General features: G+C 61.9%; 18 protein-coding genes. 11 read left to right on the forward strand and 7 right to left on the reverse strand.

Features of this window, described 5'->3' with window-relative positions:
- Nucleotides 1–16: 16 nt before the first annotated feature.
- From IVA93_RS18890 to IVA93_RS18900, 3 genes are all read right to left on the reverse strand, one after another.
- On the reverse strand, nt 17–196 hold the full coding sequence (locus IVA93_RS18890; protein ID WP_247403251.1) for a hypothetical protein: 180 nt from the start codon (nt 194–196) through the stop codon (nt 17–19).
- Nucleotides 197–1,106: 910 nt separating this feature from the next.
- Nucleotides 1,107–1,490 carry a hypothetical protein gene (locus IVA93_RS18895; RefSeq protein ID WP_247403254.1) on the reverse strand — a complete coding sequence of 128 codons (384 nt, stop codon included), beginning with the start codon at nt 1,488–1,490 and terminating at the stop codon, nt 1,107–1,109.
- Nucleotides 1,491–1,583: 93 nt separating this feature from the next.
- Complete coding sequence (locus IVA93_RS18900; protein ID WP_247475837.1) at nt 1,584–2,201, reverse strand: LabA-like NYN domain-containing protein; 618 nt, start codon at nt 2,199–2,201, stop codon at nt 1,584–1,586.
- A gap of 794 nt (nt 2,202–2,995) precedes the next feature.
- On the opposite strand from IVA93_RS18900, the gene IVA93_RS18905 reads away from it, so the two are divergent.
- The 3 genes from IVA93_RS18905 (at nt 2,996) to IVA93_RS18920 (ending at nt 4,482) form a co-directional block, all read left to right on the forward strand.
- Nucleotides 2,996–3,175, forward strand: coding sequence for a hypothetical protein (locus tag IVA93_RS18905; RefSeq protein ID WP_085384870.1), 180 nt, complete (start codon nt 2,996–2,998; stop codon nt 3,173–3,175).
- A gap of 805 nt (nt 3,176–3,980) precedes the next feature.
- A complete protein-coding gene (locus tag IVA93_RS18915; RefSeq protein WP_247405507.1) occupies nt 3,981–4,184 on the forward strand; it encodes a hypothetical protein in 204 nt (67 codons plus the stop codon).
- A 34-nt stretch (nt 4,185–4,218) separates the two neighbouring features.
- Nucleotides 4,219–4,482, forward strand: a complete 264-nt coding sequence (locus tag IVA93_RS18920; RefSeq protein WP_247405505.1) for a hypothetical protein — start codon at nt 4,219–4,221, stop codon at nt 4,480–4,482.
- Nucleotides 4,483–5,188: 706 nt separating this feature from the next.
- Here IVA93_RS18920 and IVA93_RS18925 read toward each other — a convergent pair.
- Nucleotides 5,189–5,437, reverse strand: a complete 249-nt coding sequence (locus IVA93_RS18925) for a hypothetical protein (RefSeq protein ID WP_247452906.1) — start codon at nt 5,435–5,437, stop codon at nt 5,189–5,191.
- A gap of 463 nt (nt 5,438–5,900) precedes the next feature.
- On the opposite strand from IVA93_RS18925, the gene IVA93_RS18930 reads away from it, so the two are divergent.
- The gene (locus IVA93_RS18930) at nt 5,901–6,644 is read left to right on the forward strand and encodes a DUF7168 domain-containing protein (protein WP_204511201.1); all 744 of its coding nucleotides are present in this window, start codon (nt 5,901–5,903) and stop codon (nt 6,642–6,644) included.
- 41 nt (nt 6,645–6,685) lie between these two features.
- On the opposite strand, the gene IVA93_RS40930 is transcribed toward IVA93_RS18930, so the two are convergent.
- On the reverse strand, nt 6,686–6,892 hold the full coding sequence (locus IVA93_RS40930) for a hypothetical protein (protein ID WP_204511200.1): 207 nt from the start codon (nt 6,890–6,892) through the stop codon (nt 6,686–6,688).
- Between the two features lie 307 nt (nt 6,893–7,199).
- Here IVA93_RS40930 and IVA93_RS18935 point away from each other — a divergent pair, with 307 nt between their 5' ends.
- The 4 genes from IVA93_RS18935 (at nt 7,200) to IVA93_RS18950 (ending at nt 10,725) form a co-directional block, all read left to right on the forward strand.
- The gene (locus IVA93_RS18935) at nt 7,200–7,496 is read left to right on the forward strand and encodes a hypothetical protein (protein ID WP_018457868.1); all 297 of its coding nucleotides are present in this window, start codon (nt 7,200–7,202) and stop codon (nt 7,494–7,496) included.
- Between the two features lie 185 nt (nt 7,497–7,681).
- Entirely contained in the window at nt 7,682–9,709 is a 2,028-nt protein-coding gene (locus tag IVA93_RS18940; RefSeq protein WP_247338000.1) for a VTT domain-containing protein, read from the forward strand.
- Nucleotides 9,709–10,404 (forward strand): endonuclease/exonuclease/phosphatase family protein, encoded by a 696-nt coding sequence (locus tag IVA93_RS18945; RefSeq protein WP_039800285.1) that lies wholly within the window; start codon nt 9,709–9,711, stop codon nt 10,402–10,404. Before IVA93_RS18940 ends, IVA93_RS18945 begins: the two co-directional genes overlap by 1 nt.
- Before the next feature lie 129 nt (nt 10,405–10,533).
- Nucleotides 10,534–10,725: a hypothetical protein gene (locus tag IVA93_RS18950; RefSeq protein WP_018457865.1), complete on the forward strand. Its 192-nt coding sequence runs from the start codon at nt 10,534–10,536 to the stop codon at nt 10,723–10,725.
- 49 nt (nt 10,726–10,774) lie between these two features.
- Here the strand turns inward: IVA93_RS18950 and IVA93_RS18955 are convergent, their stop codons facing one another.
- The gene (locus IVA93_RS18955; protein WP_247296740.1) at nt 10,775–10,999 is read right to left on the reverse strand and encodes a hypothetical protein; all 225 of its coding nucleotides are present in this window, start codon (nt 10,997–10,999) and stop codon (nt 10,775–10,777) included.
- A 237-nt stretch (nt 11,000–11,236) separates the two neighbouring features.
- On the opposite strand from IVA93_RS18955, the gene IVA93_RS18960 reads away from it, so the two are divergent.
- The 3 genes from IVA93_RS18960 (at nt 11,237) to IVA93_RS18970 (ending at nt 13,518) form a co-directional block, all read left to right on the forward strand.
- A complete protein-coding gene (locus IVA93_RS18960) occupies nt 11,237–11,554 on the forward strand; it encodes a DUF1476 domain-containing protein (RefSeq protein WP_026233455.1) in 318 nt (105 codons plus the stop codon).
- Nucleotides 11,555–11,595: 41 nt separating this feature from the next.
- Nucleotides 11,596–11,910 carry a hypothetical protein gene (locus IVA93_RS18965; protein WP_018457862.1) on the forward strand — a complete coding sequence of 105 codons (315 nt, stop codon included), beginning with the start codon at nt 11,596–11,598 and terminating at the stop codon, nt 11,908–11,910.
- A gap of 672 nt (nt 11,911–12,582) precedes the next feature.
- A complete protein-coding gene (locus IVA93_RS18970) occupies nt 12,583–13,518 on the forward strand; it encodes a septal ring lytic transglycosylase RlpA family protein (RefSeq protein ID WP_247296742.1) in 936 nt (311 codons plus the stop codon).
- Here IVA93_RS18970 and IVA93_RS18975 read toward each other — a convergent pair.
- Nucleotides 13,512–14,468, reverse strand: a complete 957-nt coding sequence (locus tag IVA93_RS18975) for an alpha/beta fold hydrolase (RefSeq protein ID WP_247338001.1) — start codon at nt 14,466–14,468, stop codon at nt 13,512–13,514. The two genes, IVA93_RS18970 and IVA93_RS18975, sit on opposite strands and share 7 nt — an antisense overlap.
- Between the last annotated feature and the right edge of the window lie 29 nt (nt 14,469–14,497).

Genomic DNA, 14,497 nt, shown 5'->3' on the forward strand with positions numbered 1-14,497 from the left:
CATGCTGCTCGGGTCGTCACGTTGGCGTATGGTCGCCGCTGTTGAAACCCCGGGCGGCAAGTTCCAGCTCGAGTTCGGTAATCCGCTCGAAAATGCGAGCAGCGATCGCCTCGGACTCTTCGGCGGTTAATGATCGAATGCCCCTTGAAGATAGCTCGTCCCTGAGAACCTTCGCCACGAGCAAGTGGATCGCCATTGGATTAAATCCTAAAATGACGATCCAATCGCAACCGAAGGGCGAACGCAAGGTGGGTAGCCCACCGGCATTGGATCGATCTCTTTCTTCGTCGAGTGAGCGCTTCAAATGGCTTTAGGAGGAAGCCCACCACCCGTCGGGGAATGGCTCCAACAAAGTCCAATCGACTTGGTTGTCGTTGTCAGGGAGGCTGATAGCTCCTGCATTCCGGCTTAGTGGCGCGTGGCCACGGAGGCGAACAGATAAAGCGCCCCGTTCACGACGTCGAACGCGGCGTGACGGAGGATGTGCCAAGCGTAACGGAGGCACACCGCCGGCGCTTCGCTCAGCTTCTTCGACCAGATCTCGAAGATCTTCCAACTCTGAGAGCTGAGAAGTGAGGTCGCTAAGTCGTTCGGCGTAAAGGATTGCGCGAGAGCCTCGCATAAATGTCCTCCCCAACACAAAAAAGCACTATCAGGATGGCGTCAGAGCAAATAGCGCGAGTAGTAAAAGTAGAAGACTAACATCGGTAAATAGCGGATTTCAACACGTCAGGCTTAATGGCCCTAGGACTGCGTCCACCCTTGCCAACGCGTCAATGATCTTGACCTATTTTGCCGAAGGCATCGCGGCAACAGAGGCGGGCCTGGAGACTTGTCGGGGCCGGTCAGCGGCTAAGCTAAGAAGCCAATCAAATGGCGGCGAGTGAAGGAGGACAAGTGCTGCGATCTTTCGTCAGGCTGCCCTCGCACTGGTTTGGGGATCGCTGACGTCGGAGGAGATCATCGCTAAGCTTCGCGCCCCCGGCTATTCGCACATCCAGGAACTACCAGCCGGAAAGATAAAGACCTACAAGGCCGTCAAGGAACGCACCGCGCGCTCGCTAATCGTCGACAGCACCGGCCAAATTGCAGAGGTGGCGAGATAGCTAGACAAGCAGACGAAGCCAGACGTCTTTACTGGACAGCGTGCCGGTTGGCGTCGCAATCTCCATATCGACGACGCGAAACGAGCCATGACTTTCGTAAACGTAGCGAAGGTGCCAGACCGTGCCGAGTTCGGGCGAAATGGCGAAGTCGTCCAACGCGCGTGTGATGTTGTGAACGGCATCGCGTCGCCCGATCGGTGCGGAGAACATCGTTTCTATCAGCACGGCCAGGCTCATGCCGCCGACCAGCATGGCTCGTGCAGCTTCGTCGCCGTGAGATAGCCGGAGGGCGGTCACGATGACGGCAATAGCGTCGGGTTCTTCAGAGCCACAGCAGGTTCGCTTCGCCAGCAAAAACATAATGCCGGATGCCGCCCTTTTCATGCAAGCGACATCGAGCCGACGCCAACATATCTCAAGCGACAAACATGCCCACCGCGAGCCGCGCTTGCGGAATGTGGGCGACGCCTTCAGGGTCTACTCGTGTGGGTCGTTTCCCTTCGGCTCCTGCAAGAATTTTGGCAGGTGTCCCCGCGCTTCACCATCACGCGGGGCAGGGCGTTCGGACGGGTCGCGACCGAGCTTGGACTGCAGCTCGACGAGGTCGGTGAAGACGTCGGCCTGGCGGCGCAGCTCGTCGGCGATCATCGGCGGCTGGCTCGCGATGGTGGAAATCACGGTGACCCGCACGCCGCGGCGCTGAACGGCCTCGACCAGAGAGCGGAAGTCGCCGTCGCCCGAGAACAGCACCATCTGGTCGATGTGCTCGGCGAGCTCCATGGCGTTCACAGCGAGCTCGATGTCCATGTTGCCCTTGACCTTGCGGCGGCCGGAGGCGTCGATGAACTCCTTGGTCGCCTTGGTGACGACGGTGTAGCCGTTGTAGTCGAGCCAGTCGATCAGCGGCCGGATCGAGGAGTACTCCTGATCCTCGATGATCGCGGTGTAGTAGAACGCCCTAAGTAGCGTCCCGCGGCTCTGAAACTCCTTCAGCAGGCGCTTGTAATCGATGTCGAAGCCCAGAGTTTTTGCCGTCGCGTAGAGATTGGCTCCATCGATGAAGAGCGCGATCTTGTCGGTAGAGGAAGGTGACATTCAGTTCACGCTTTTCGTGAAGCAGCGCAGATTGAGGCGGAGACTTTGCGGAATCGCGACACGAATATGTCGGTCGCATTCTACATGGATCGCTAGCGAAGGCCTTAGCGTACAGATTGATGCTTTAAGCTCCAACTATTTTCGACCGCGGCTCGAGCTCTGACGATAGCCGAAAGTTGGTCGTCCCATTTGTAACGTATGCCGCCTAATTCCAAGTACTTATCTCCACGGTGCTCGCGCCATGCCTGTCGGCGATTTTGCCCTGTTTGAACTTTTCATCCACCGGCGCGGCCGCGGCGAGCGATGGTCTGTTCCAGGTCCATGCGGAAGTTCTGTTAGCCGGGAGCAGGAGAAGCCGGCCCGCAGCGCATGAGCATGACCAATGAAGCGGCGGCGCCGGATCCACCGAAAGCGCGACCGTCAGCGCCTGATGACGCATCGCCGGCTCAGGCGGTAACCTGACGTCAATAGGTACCGCCTTACGATCTAGCATCGCGGATTGGTGACGAGTACCGCGGTACGCATGGGCATTGAGAACCCGTCGGCTACCGGAGCCGGCGGGTTTTTCATGTGCTGGAGCTTGGGAGAGATGGCCCGCCTGTGCTAGCACCGCGGGTGCCGTGTCGATCGTGCGGAACGTCGCGGCGTCGGTCGCAGGAGCAGCCTTATAGCCGTTCCCGCGACCTTCAGTTTTGAGGCTCCGGCGCTCTGATGCGCAATTGGATCAGCCTTCGTTTCCAAACTCGCTGAGGTTGTGACTGGAAATGCACCGACTCTGAGTGCATGATAGGCGGATGCAGGTGCATTGCCCAAAATGCAAAGTGATCGTCGCCATTGGCAGAGACAAGTGGTTCTTCGACGGCGGCGAATGTAGGGAGCTTCGCGGTACCGTCGCGGGCGATGCTAAGGAATATGAAAAGTGCCCGGTCCTCATCGAAGCTGTGTCGACCGTCAGGAAGAATGCCGCCAGCTAGGCCAGCGCCTTGCGTGGTCTCGCCCAGAGACGGCCCCGGCTTTGGGGAGACCTGGGGATAAGGGGCCGGGGCCGCTCCGCCAGCTTGGGCGAGCCGGCGAGACAGCAAACCGGGCAACGCTGCTAGGTTCCTACGGGAGTGAGATCATAGCGGCGACAGGAGCCGCACATGAGTGCCGCTCTCATGCAGCTCAAGCCAGCCTTTCTCGACGGCGCTCCTGACGCCGGCGCAGAATTCGGCGCCGGCGTCAGGAGCGTGTAGAGGAAGGGATAGTTGATCTTTTCGATGTGGATGCGGCCGTCCTGAACCGGCTGTATGCTGGCGGCGAGCTCGAGCAGCTTGCGGGCTGCGGCTTCTGGATCGGCAAAAGGGCCTTCGGTGACGTGCTTCATCGCTGGAATCAAAACCTCAAGCCCATGCTTGGCCTGACTTGCCCGCGACTGTCATGCCAGTTCGGGACGATATGCACAGATCCGCGGCGCTACATGCTGAGCAGACCATGCGCAAGCCGACGCGCGCCCACGGCTGATCTTGCGGGAGGGTGTCGAGCCGCACGTCGGCCCTGCGATCGCAGCGGCCGTTCAGGCACTGGATGCTGCAGGTCACATGGCCGTCAGCCAGCCATTCAGCGGGGCGGATAGTGACCGGCCCATTTTGCGTATCGACGGCGAGCGTGCATGCCGCCATCAAAGCGGCATCGTAAGTACCTCGCAAATTATCGATTCCTAGTAGGTCGAGGCGCGCGCGAGCTACTGCGTGTCGTGGGTGTGGGAGAGCCGCTTGTTATTTCTTTAGGAGCAAGCCCATGTCTCGCGCCATCCGCTTCACCGATCCGATATGCCGCCCGAGGACTGCCGCAATTTCCGACGCGGCGCGCCGACGTGCCATCGCGGCAAGCCTCTTTCGTTCGCTCTCGGTCCACTGCTTTGGCTTCGATGATTTCACTTCGCGATCATCCAGCCGGCTCGACGAAAGCGGTATTGGGAAATTTCCGGGTGGCGACTCTTGACGGCTTAGTGCACGGCGGGAGTCTGAGCGGCCACATGGGGCAGCATCAGCACGACATCGACGAGCTCGCGCGCATGGAGCGGCCGTGCCGCGACTGGGCGGAGGAGAGCAGGGTGCCGGGCGAGGCCGGCGCGCTGCTCGAGATGGCGGAAAACTACGGCCGCGAAGCTGCCAAAAGAACCGTGGTCGGGACCGTAGATCGCGTGCGGCTCAGACGGAAAACCCCAGCAGCTTCAAGAAGGTTGACAGGACACCCCTTCCGCCAAAACACCAGTAAAATCAGCTACTTAGACTTGTAGATTGGCTCCAGCGCACAATCGAACGTACAATCAGCGCGCGCTATCGCGAGCCCGACATTGAGTCAATCTGCCGCACGTTGGCGGCCCAGACTGACGATCCGGTAGAGCGCGCGGCGCTGCTGGAGATCGCCGGCAACTACAGGAAAGCCCCGCCATGTTGAGGCGGCGCGAAGGGCCGCCAGGTGAGGCAACAGGGGTCCTCTGAAGGGCCGAGAACCTACGGCGAATTGACTATCTATTCTTGCGGAACCGGCGCCTAGTAATTCGATCACCGGCCCATCACGGCATATATCGGTGACTGAGAGCCACGTGCTCCCGCCAAATACGCGGAGCCATCTATGGTCAAGCTCATCCCTTCTCTCACTGAACGCCTAACTCAAATGGCGAGCGCCGCTCGAACCCGGGCCGAAGCAACGCCTCCGGGGCCAAAGCGGGAAGCTCTTTTGAAGGCCGCGCAGCTCAGTGAGAACGCGCTGCATATTCAGCAATGGCTGAGCTCCACGAGCTCGCGAAAGCCAACGTAACGATGGGTTCGCAAAGGCCCGCCAGCGTGAACCGGCGCATACGGCCGCCAACTAAGGCAACGTACTTCTACGTGTTCCGCTTATAAATACACGCGCAAGGAACAAACGAAGATTTATTATTAGCGCAATCTGTTCTCGCCCGGAGAACAACGGGCCCGCCGTGAACCGGCGGGCCTGGAGGCTCAGGCTTCGCCCTTGGTCGGGGCAGCCATTGCGGCCAGATCCATCGCGACGGAAACTGAAATCACCGGATCGACATGGCGTAGGTGCGGCTGCCTGACGTCCTCAAAGACATAGATCATGCAAGCTTTGAGGCACAATTCGGCAAGGTCGCGGACCTTGACGTTCGCCAAGGCAAGTTGTGCGGCCTTGAAGGCGTCGCGCGCCTTCTGATGCGCATCGAAGACCGCATCATAGTTGATCTCGTCCATGTGCTTATCGTAACCTGACCGCTAAACCTTAACAGCGGGTCCAGTCCCTATGTGTCGAGGCACAAAACCGATCGACGGCCTTGATCAGTGCGTCCTTCAATCCACCACTCTGCTGCGGCTAACCTCAACAAGCGCAGGGATCAAAGCCGGCTGGCTGCAAGCTCGAAATACTGTGAACACGACGACGCCGCCAAAGCCAAGGCGCTCACGCAACCCCGTTCGGCTTGTGGTGGTCTGCTCCCGACAGTGATTTGTCAGTTGCGGTGGAAATCGAGCGAGAGCGCGATTGTAGTGAAGCCTCGTCTCTGCATTCTATGGTCAGTGCCGCGAGGTCGTGCACCGCACGTAGAAGGAGTGAGGTCCGTTCGAAAAAAGTCGAAGATCAATACAGTTGACAAGAGACCCCTTCCGCCGGTCTATCCGACCGGGTTCTATCCGTCGGGTTTACCCGGACAGGTGATCGGTGAATCAGACATCCAATCCAGCTGCACTCGACAAGCTGAAGCTCCGCATTCAGGCGTTGCGTTCCAAGACCATCGCCAATGGCTGCACCGAGGACGAGGCGCTGTCTGCGGCCGCCAAGGTCGCCGAACTGCTGGATCGCCACGATTTGTCGCTGTCCGACGTCGAACTGCGGGCGTCGCCGTGCGAGCGGAAGGTCTACGAGACTTTTCGCAAGAAGCGAATTCCCCTGGACGACTGCATCGGGGCGATCGCTCGTTTCTGCGATTGTCGGGTCTGGCGCGAGAAGAACACGGCCGGCGAGAGCAGCTATGTGTTCTTCGGCCTCGGCGCGGACATCGAGGTCGCGCATTATCTGGCCGAATTGATCGACGGCGCCGTCCGCGCCGAGCTCGGCCGCTTCAAGACCTCGGTCGACTACAGCAGGTTCCGGCACCAGGAGCGGCATCTGGCCAATGCCTCCTTCGCGCTCGGGATGGTGGGGTCCATCGCGGACAGGCTGGTGGCGATCAAGGCCAGTCGCGATCACATCAACGAAAGCACCGGCCGCGGGCTGGTGGTTCTCAAGACGTCGGTGGTCGATGCGGAGTTCGACAAGCTCGACCTGAAGATGCGGACCCAGCGCAGCAGCAGCCGGATGGTGTCGATGACGGCCTATGAAGCCGGCGGCGCCGCCGGCGCGTCGCTGGCCATCAATCCCGGGCTTGCAGGGTCGCAGTCAAGGACCGCTCCCAAAGGGAGCTGAGCGCGTCGGGGGAGGGCGTGCAGCGTCACCGTCATTGCAGTTCAGTCGATCGACTTCTCGAGCTTCTGGGCTGCCCGGAAGTCGTCCATGTGCTGCAGGTTGGGCCCATGCGCAGCCTCCTTGGTCAGCAGGTGGTAGATCCGGGCCACGACGGTTTGCAGATGTTTCATTCGTCCGCGCGGCATCGCCCGGGCCTTGCAAAGGGCTCGGACCGCGTGCGCTCGGAAATAATCAAAAGCGTCTGACATCGCGGACTCAACGTCCCGCGAAACGATTGGTTCTTGGATTGGTCCTCGTTCGCGCGCCCCAAAGCGCCTCCAGGAACGCTGTCGAATGGGAGAACTTAGCTCGTCACGAAGCTATGGGATGGGCGAGGTATGTTCTTCTTTTTCTCGAACCGGCTGGGATGTCTCGGCTCGCTGCTGGTCTCCGGGTTGATCACTCTCGCGCTGCTTGTTCTGTTCGGGATCGTTCGGTTCTAACCGCCCGCGGGTTCAGGAACCTGGCCCTCGCTGACCCGTTGTTGGCACTCTCGTCCAGCCATGGAGGGCGCCCTTGGAAAGTACGATCATCGGAGAATTCGACACGCGCCGCGGCGCCGAGCTTGCGGTTGAGCATGTCGTGCAGGAATGCGGCGTGCCGCGAAGCGACGTCTTCGTCCAGCCCGTCGGTGGCGCGAACACGTCGGGGACACGCCCGGCCGGTCCTGACGCCAAGGCCGCGCCTGCGCCGGAGGGACACCAGAAGCTGGAAGGCCGGATCGAGGTCTCCGTGGATTTTCACGGCGATGCGCCTGAGAAGATCGCGGACGCCTTGAAAGGCGCAGGTGCGAAGACTGTCCGAACCAAGTAGCGACAATGGGCGACTGTGGCGCCGGAATCCGCGCACGCTGAACGGCCACTCTGGTTCTGAGTCGGGGAACCCCTTGCGCGTCAGTGCGTTTCAACGCGAACGCAGATTGCGAGGTCTCCCTGCTTCAGAGCTCATCGACCCTGATCCCCGGCGACACCGTCTGGCGGCGGTGCGAGGCGCGGCGTGTGGCGGTTCTGAACGATGCTGCCGCTTATTTCGCGGCCCTGCGGCAGACCCTGCTGCAGGCGCAGGACCTCGTCTATATCGTCGGGTGGGATATCCATAGTGAGACCAAGCTGGTCGGCGAGTCCGGGCGAGCGGATGATGGCTTGCCGGAGCAACTCGGCCCATTCTTGCGCGCGCTGGTCCACCGCCGTCCCACCTTGCACATCAACATTCTCGTCTGGGACTTCGTCTCGTTCTACGCCTCCGAGAGGGAATGGAATTCCGCGGCCAAATTTACCGCCGACACAGATGGCCGCGTCCGGTTTCACCTGGATGCCACGCTTCCCTTTGGGTCGGCCCAACACCAGAAGATCGTCTGTGTCGATGGTTCACTGGCGTTCGTCGGCGGGCTCGATCTGACGATCAGGCGTTGGGACACCAGTGATCATCGCGCCGATCACGCATCGCGCTGTGATCCCCAGGGCAAGCCATACCTGCCGTTTCATGACGTTCAATGCGTGGTCGATGGGGATGCGGCGGCGCAGTTGTTCGACCTCGTGGAGCAACGCTGGCGCGCGGCGGGCCAACAGATTGATGATCGGCGCCCGCTGAAAAGCTTGCGCTGGCCGGCGATTGTGCCGGTCGAGGCTGAACATATTCCGGTGGGTATCGCCAGGACCGAGGTGGTTTGTCCGGCAGGTTCGACGCTCCGGGAGGTCGAACGCTCGCTGATTGCAGCGATGCGGTCCGCGACGAAATTCGTGTACATCGAGAACCAGTTCACCAGCGCCACCAAGATCGCGCGCGAATTGGCGGAGCAGATGCTGCGCGTGCCTTCGCTTCGGGTTCTGATCGTCACCCCAAAACTGCACTCCTCATGGCTGGAATCCCAAGCGATGCAGAACGGCCGGGGCGCTTTCATCGATTGCTTCAGTTCGGCCGGCGTCGCCGATCGCATCCGCTTCGTCTACCCGGTCTCGGGGAACGGGGATACGGAAGCGGCCGTGATGGTGCACAGCAAGCTCATGATCGTCGACGATCGGATCTTGAGGATCGGTTCGGCCAATTTGAACAATCGATCGATGGGTGCCGATAGCGAATGTGACCTGATCTTCGAAGCCGCATCAGACGAGCATCGGGAGTTCATCGCCTCGGTCCGCCGTCGCCTGATCGCCCATTTCTGCGGTCTCGATGAACAGACCGTCGCGCAAAACGAAGATCGTCTTTTTGCGCTCCTGGACGACGTCGCAAGCGGGACGAAGGCGCTGCGGGACGTTGAATCCTCGGTCCTGACCAGCGCTCTGGCCACGATGGTTCAGCCGGTGGCGGACCCTGAGGCGCCTCTTCATCTGGAGCGGGCGGCATCGCGGATGTGGAGCACGAAGACGATCATCGGGATGGTCTCGATCGCCGTGGCGCTTTTTGGACTGGCGATGGCCTGGTCCTACACGTCGTTGAGCGATTTCGCCGACGCGGGCCGGATGTCGACGCTTCTGTCTGCCTATTCGCAGTCCGTTTGGGGTCCGCCATTCGCGATTGCAGCTTTCGTCGTCGGCGGGTTTGTCGTGTTTCCGGTTCTCGTGCTCATTGCGGCGACTGCTGCCGCACTGGGACCATGGCTAGGCTTCGTCACCGCCATGACGGGGGTCGTGCTCAGCGCCTTCATCCTGTTTGCGATCGGACGGGCACTCGGGCGCGAACGCCTCCAGCGTTTGCTCGGACGACGTACCGCGCGCATCCAGGAACGTGTTGTCGGCAAGGGCATTCTGGCTGTCGTCGTCATCCGGATGATCCCGATCGCGCCGTTCTCAGTGGTGAATGTCGTGGCTGGCGCGAGCACGCTGCCTCTGCGTGACTTCCTGGTCGGAACGCTGCTCGGCATGACGCCCGGCATTCTCGCCATGGCAGTTTTGGGGGCTCAGATCGCTGATCTCGCCAGGAACGCGTCCTGGGTCAACATGTTGCTGCTCGCACTGGCGTTCCTGGGCTGGCTCGCGATCTGCGCCGGCGCGCAATTCGTCGCGACGTGGCTCGCCGGGAGGCGCTGATGCGCTTCATGACGTGGAATGTGCATGGCACCTTCAATCTCAATCCGAAGTTCGATCTGGAAGGGATCTGTTCCATCATTCGCAAATGGGCTCCCGATGTCGTCGCGCTTCAGGAGGTGGATTCGCGATCGCGATCGGACGATCCGTTTGCGAAGCTGGCGAGCGTCGTCGGCGATCACGGTGTTCACGCCAAGTCGATCGTCACGGCCGATGGCGACTACGGCCAGACGCTCCTGAGCCGCTTTCCATTCTCCGGCCCGCCCGAGATCGTCGACGTGTCGTATCGTGAGCGGGAGCCGCGCCGAGCGATCGCCGCGGGACTGCTGACACCGGTTGGCGATGTTCGCGTGGTGGCCACGCATCTCGGCCTGAGCATCCACGAGCGCCACGCGCAGGCTCAGGCGCTGGTGAGCCTGGTGAAACCTGGAAGGACCGTCGTCCTCGGGGATTTCAACGACTGGTTCTGGATCAAATCGGTGCGGCGCGTGCTCGCGCAGGTCTGCCCAAACCGTACGCGGCTGCGAACTTTCCCGTCGCATTTGCCCCTGCTGCGGCTTGACCGGATCTATGCGACGTCCGACAGCCCGATCGGGAAGGTTTGGACCGACGAAGGCGCGAGGGCCTATTCAGACCATTTGCCTGTTATTGCAGACATCGAGATCCCTGCGGGGTCAAACGCATCGAAAGTGCGATAAAAAAAGTGCTGTCTGCAGAAGGACTTGGCTACTGTGCATGGGGTTGTTTTCGCACATTATGCAGTCGGCCCGCAGTGCCGCTCAGCGGGACCACGAGGAACTCTTTCCTCACCTCAGCATTATCTGGCCATGACGGAAGACATTTCCTACCGGCGCAAGCCCTTGACTCCCGAGCAGCGGCAGGCGCGCGATGCGACACGCCGTGTCGAAGCCGAAAAAGCCATGCGCGATCATGAAGCTGCGCAGAAGGCGTTTTATGCCAACAAGGAACGGCTAAGGGCCGAACGGTTGGCACGTGAACAGACGGAGGCGAAGGGCTGACCGTACGCGGTCGCCCCGTCAAGGATGTCCTTGCCCGCGAGCGCCGGTCTCAGTGCCGGTGAGGGATGCGGGTCACGCTCAACGCCTGCTTCAGCGCCTGAACGGCACTTGCGAAAGGTCTGCGAGGCGATTGCGCCTCGATCGCTTCGGCTGCGACGCGACAATCGTCAGCGACCTTGAGCAACCCGCCTCGCGCGAGGTCCATGGTGGAGAGAGCTGCCTGCTCCAGGCAGACCCGTTCAAGCCGTCGAAACTCCCGCAGTTCTTTGCTCATGCGTCAGCTCTCGATGTCCCCGGCGCCATGCGGCGCTGAGTCTGCTTAATGAACAGTAAACATCTCTGCCTAGCCGGGTTGGCTGGCGTAGAGCTGGTGGGTGCCTTGGGCACGCCCAGCGGGCTTGACGGCGTTTGGCTTCCGCCGGAAGCTTCCAACGACCCTGAATTGAACCACGGAGACGTTCGCTTCCAGCCAGTCCGATCCCGATCAGCGCAAACGACAATGGAGCTGACCATGACCACGTTCGACAAGCGCGAGCAGGGCTTTGAGGCCAAATTCGTCCACGACGAGGAGCTCATGTTCAAGGCCACGGCCCGGTCCAACAAGCTGCTCGGGCTCTGGGCCGCAACCCAGCTCGGCCTCAGCGGCGATGCCGCGGCCGGCTACGCGACCGCGTTGGTGACGGACCATCTGGAGAGCCAGTCGATGGATGAGATCCTCGACAAGGTGGCAGGCGATCTTGCCGCCAAAGGCGTCGCACGCGAACAGGTCGCAGCCAGGCTTCAGGAATGCTTGCACCATGCGTTGTTGCAACTCGAAGCGGACAAGTGAAAGCAAGCCGGCCCTCGACGGCTGGGATCGGGAGGCGGGCGGTGACTTGCGGAATATCTTGCGGAGTATCTTGCAGCAGCCTCGGCAAATGGGCCGGCGCGATCGCACTCGCTGCTGCGATCCTGGTCGGCTGCAGCGGCGCTGAGGTATCGGCCACGCCGCTGACGCCATTTCGCTACGAGGCGCAGGCGCAGCGTCATTGCCCGCACGACCGGGTTGTCTGGCTCGATTTCAGCAAAGGTGTCTATTACGGCAAAGGCCAGAAGCGGTACGGCCAGGGTTTTGACGGCAGCTTCGTCTGCCTGAGCGAAGCCCGTGACAGTCTTTATCGGCGTTCGCTGCTTGGACTGCGGTAAGCGTATTGTTCGGGAAGTGCTGGGTGCTCAGGCGAAGGCCAATGCCACGAGGCTGGAGCACAGCAGGACCAGACCACCGGCGGTCAATGCCAGGAAGCCATCGGATACGAGGTCATGGTTGCGCATGGGACACCTGCCGCTCTCGTCTGCGATGCTCGATCGGATCGATTAAAAATGTCCGAACGCGCCGTCTTGAAAGGGTGATGCTTGCCGTCCGCGCGAGTGCCTCAGGCCCTCGTGCGGTAACCTTCAAACGCATGGGCCAGGAAGATCCCCGCGCTTACCAAACCCATCAGTGCCGAAACCGTCTCGATCATCGTCTCATTCCATTCCGCCCTGCACGCGAGAAAACGCGGGCGGCCTTGCACAGTCAAAAGAATTCCAGTGAGCGGCGCGACAATGGGGGTGGAGTGAGGATTTGGCGCAACAGAATGTCCAGGCGTGGCACAGAGCAGGGCACCGGCGCCCCGTAGTTCAACGGGGCGAGCGCATACGCCCTGTTTACCATCCCGGCGTGAACGCCGTGCGCTCCCCATTTCCGCCGTGTTCGGGTTGCGTTATCGTTACCACTTCCGACGCGGTGGTGGGCCGCCTCGGAGCAAAGGACCGGACAGCGCTACCCGTAGCCAAAGCGGGTTAGGTACGCCTCCGGCAAAGTGGTATTTGGGGCGAATGGGGATCCGACGGTCAGATTCGGTTTTGCGGGCCGCGCGCGCTGCTGCGATGGCCGCGACCTGCCTTGCGCTCGCCAATTGCGCCTCCTCCAACAAATTCGCCAGCCGGGTCGATCCGAAATACGGCGTGTCCTCGAGCCCCCGGGTCGTGGCTTTGGGCGATCCGGTCCCGAAGGGCGGCGGCGCCTATCGCGTCGGCAAGCCCTATGTGGTGGGTGGCCGGACCTATGTGCCCGAAGAGGACGTCAACTACCGCGCCGAGGGCATGGCGTCCTGGTACGGCGACGATTTCCACGGCCGCCTGACCGCCAATGGCGAGGTGTTCGACATGGGCTCGCTGACCGCGGCGCATCCGACCCTGCCGATGCCGTCCTATGCGCGGGTCACCAACGTCTCGAACGGCAAGTCGCTGATCGTCCGCGTCAATGACCGCGGGCCCTATCACGGCAACCGGCTCATCGACGTCTCGAACAAGGCCGCCGAACTGCTTGAATTCAAAGGCAATGGGATCGCCAAGGTCCGTGTCGAGTATGTCGGCCGGGCGCCGCTGGAAGGCTCCGACGACCGCCAGCTGATGGCCACCTTGCGCACCGGGACCCCGGCGCCGTCACCGTCGATGGTCCGGGTCGCCTCGGCGAGACCCTTCGTGCCGGAGCTGCCATCGTCGAACCGCGGCGCCATGCGCGGCGAAGTTCCGACGCCGGAGGGACGGCCCTACAATCTCGGCAACACCTCCGCCGACATGGCTTCACTCAGTGCGACCTCGGAAATGTCGGCCTCGAGCCGCAACCGGGGCCGGGCGCTCCAGAACGCGCGCGCCGTGTCCTATGACGGGGACGGCCGCTATGCGACCGAGAGCACTCCGTCCGGCGCCTACGCCTCGGATGGCGCTGCCGAGGCCCGCGGCATCCTGAGCGGCCGCGGCCTCTACTGAGCCGCGCTTTCCTTCAGGAAACTCATCAACGCCGCATTCACCTCGTCGGGCCGCTCCTGCTGGACCCAATGGCCGGCGCCCTCGATGATCAGCTTTCGCTTCAGATTGGGCAGCACGCGCTCGAGTTCGTTGACGCGCTTGGTTCCGATCAGGCCGGTGATGACGGCGTCTTTCGAACCGGCAATGAAGAGCGACGGCTGATGGATTTGCGCGTCCTGCCAGGGCGCCGTCAGCTCCCAATTGCGATCGAGGTTGCGATACCAGTTCAGCCCGCCGCGGAAGCCGGACTTGCGGAAGGTTTCGGTGAAATAGGCAAGGTCAGTCTCGGTGAGCCAGGCCGGCAGAGGCTCCTCCGGGTTGCCGTGGCCGAGGAATCCCTTGCCCTCCAGCACGAACATGGCCGCGGAGGGATCGGCAAGGCCGCGCCCGCCGAGCACGATGCGCATGGTGCGCGCGACGTCACGCTCGAATTCGGCTTCGGCAACGCCCGGCGCCTGGAAGTACTGCCAATAGAAATTGGTGATGCCGCCCTGGCGCAGGAGTTCGAGCGGCTTGCCGCGGCCGCGGAACGGCGGTGGCACGCTCAGGCCGGCGACCGCCGTGAAGATGTCGGGCCGGAACAGCGCCGCGTGCCAAGCCACCGGTGCACCCCAGTCGTGGCCGACCACCATGGCCTTGGTCTCGCCAAGCGCCTGCACGAGGCCGACGATATCGCCGACCGTGTCGAAGATCGAATAGGCCGTCGCCTCGGGCGGCGCTGAGCTCTGGCCATAGCCGCGCATGTCGGGGGCGACGACGCGAAACCCGGCCTGCGCCAGCGCCGGGATCTGGTGGCGCCAGGAGTAGGAGAGTTCCGGCCAGCCGTGGCACAGCACCACCAGCGGCCCCTGACCGGCTTCGCGGATGAACAGGTCGATCCCGTTGGCCTTGATCACGCGGGTGGATGACATCGCTTTTCCGCCTTGTTTCAGGGGTTTGG

The sequence above is a fragment of the Bradyrhizobium sp. 155 genome (genome assembly GCF_023101105.1).
GTDB lineage: Bacteria > Pseudomonadota > Alphaproteobacteria > Rhizobiales > Xanthobacteraceae > Bradyrhizobium > Bradyrhizobium canariense_D.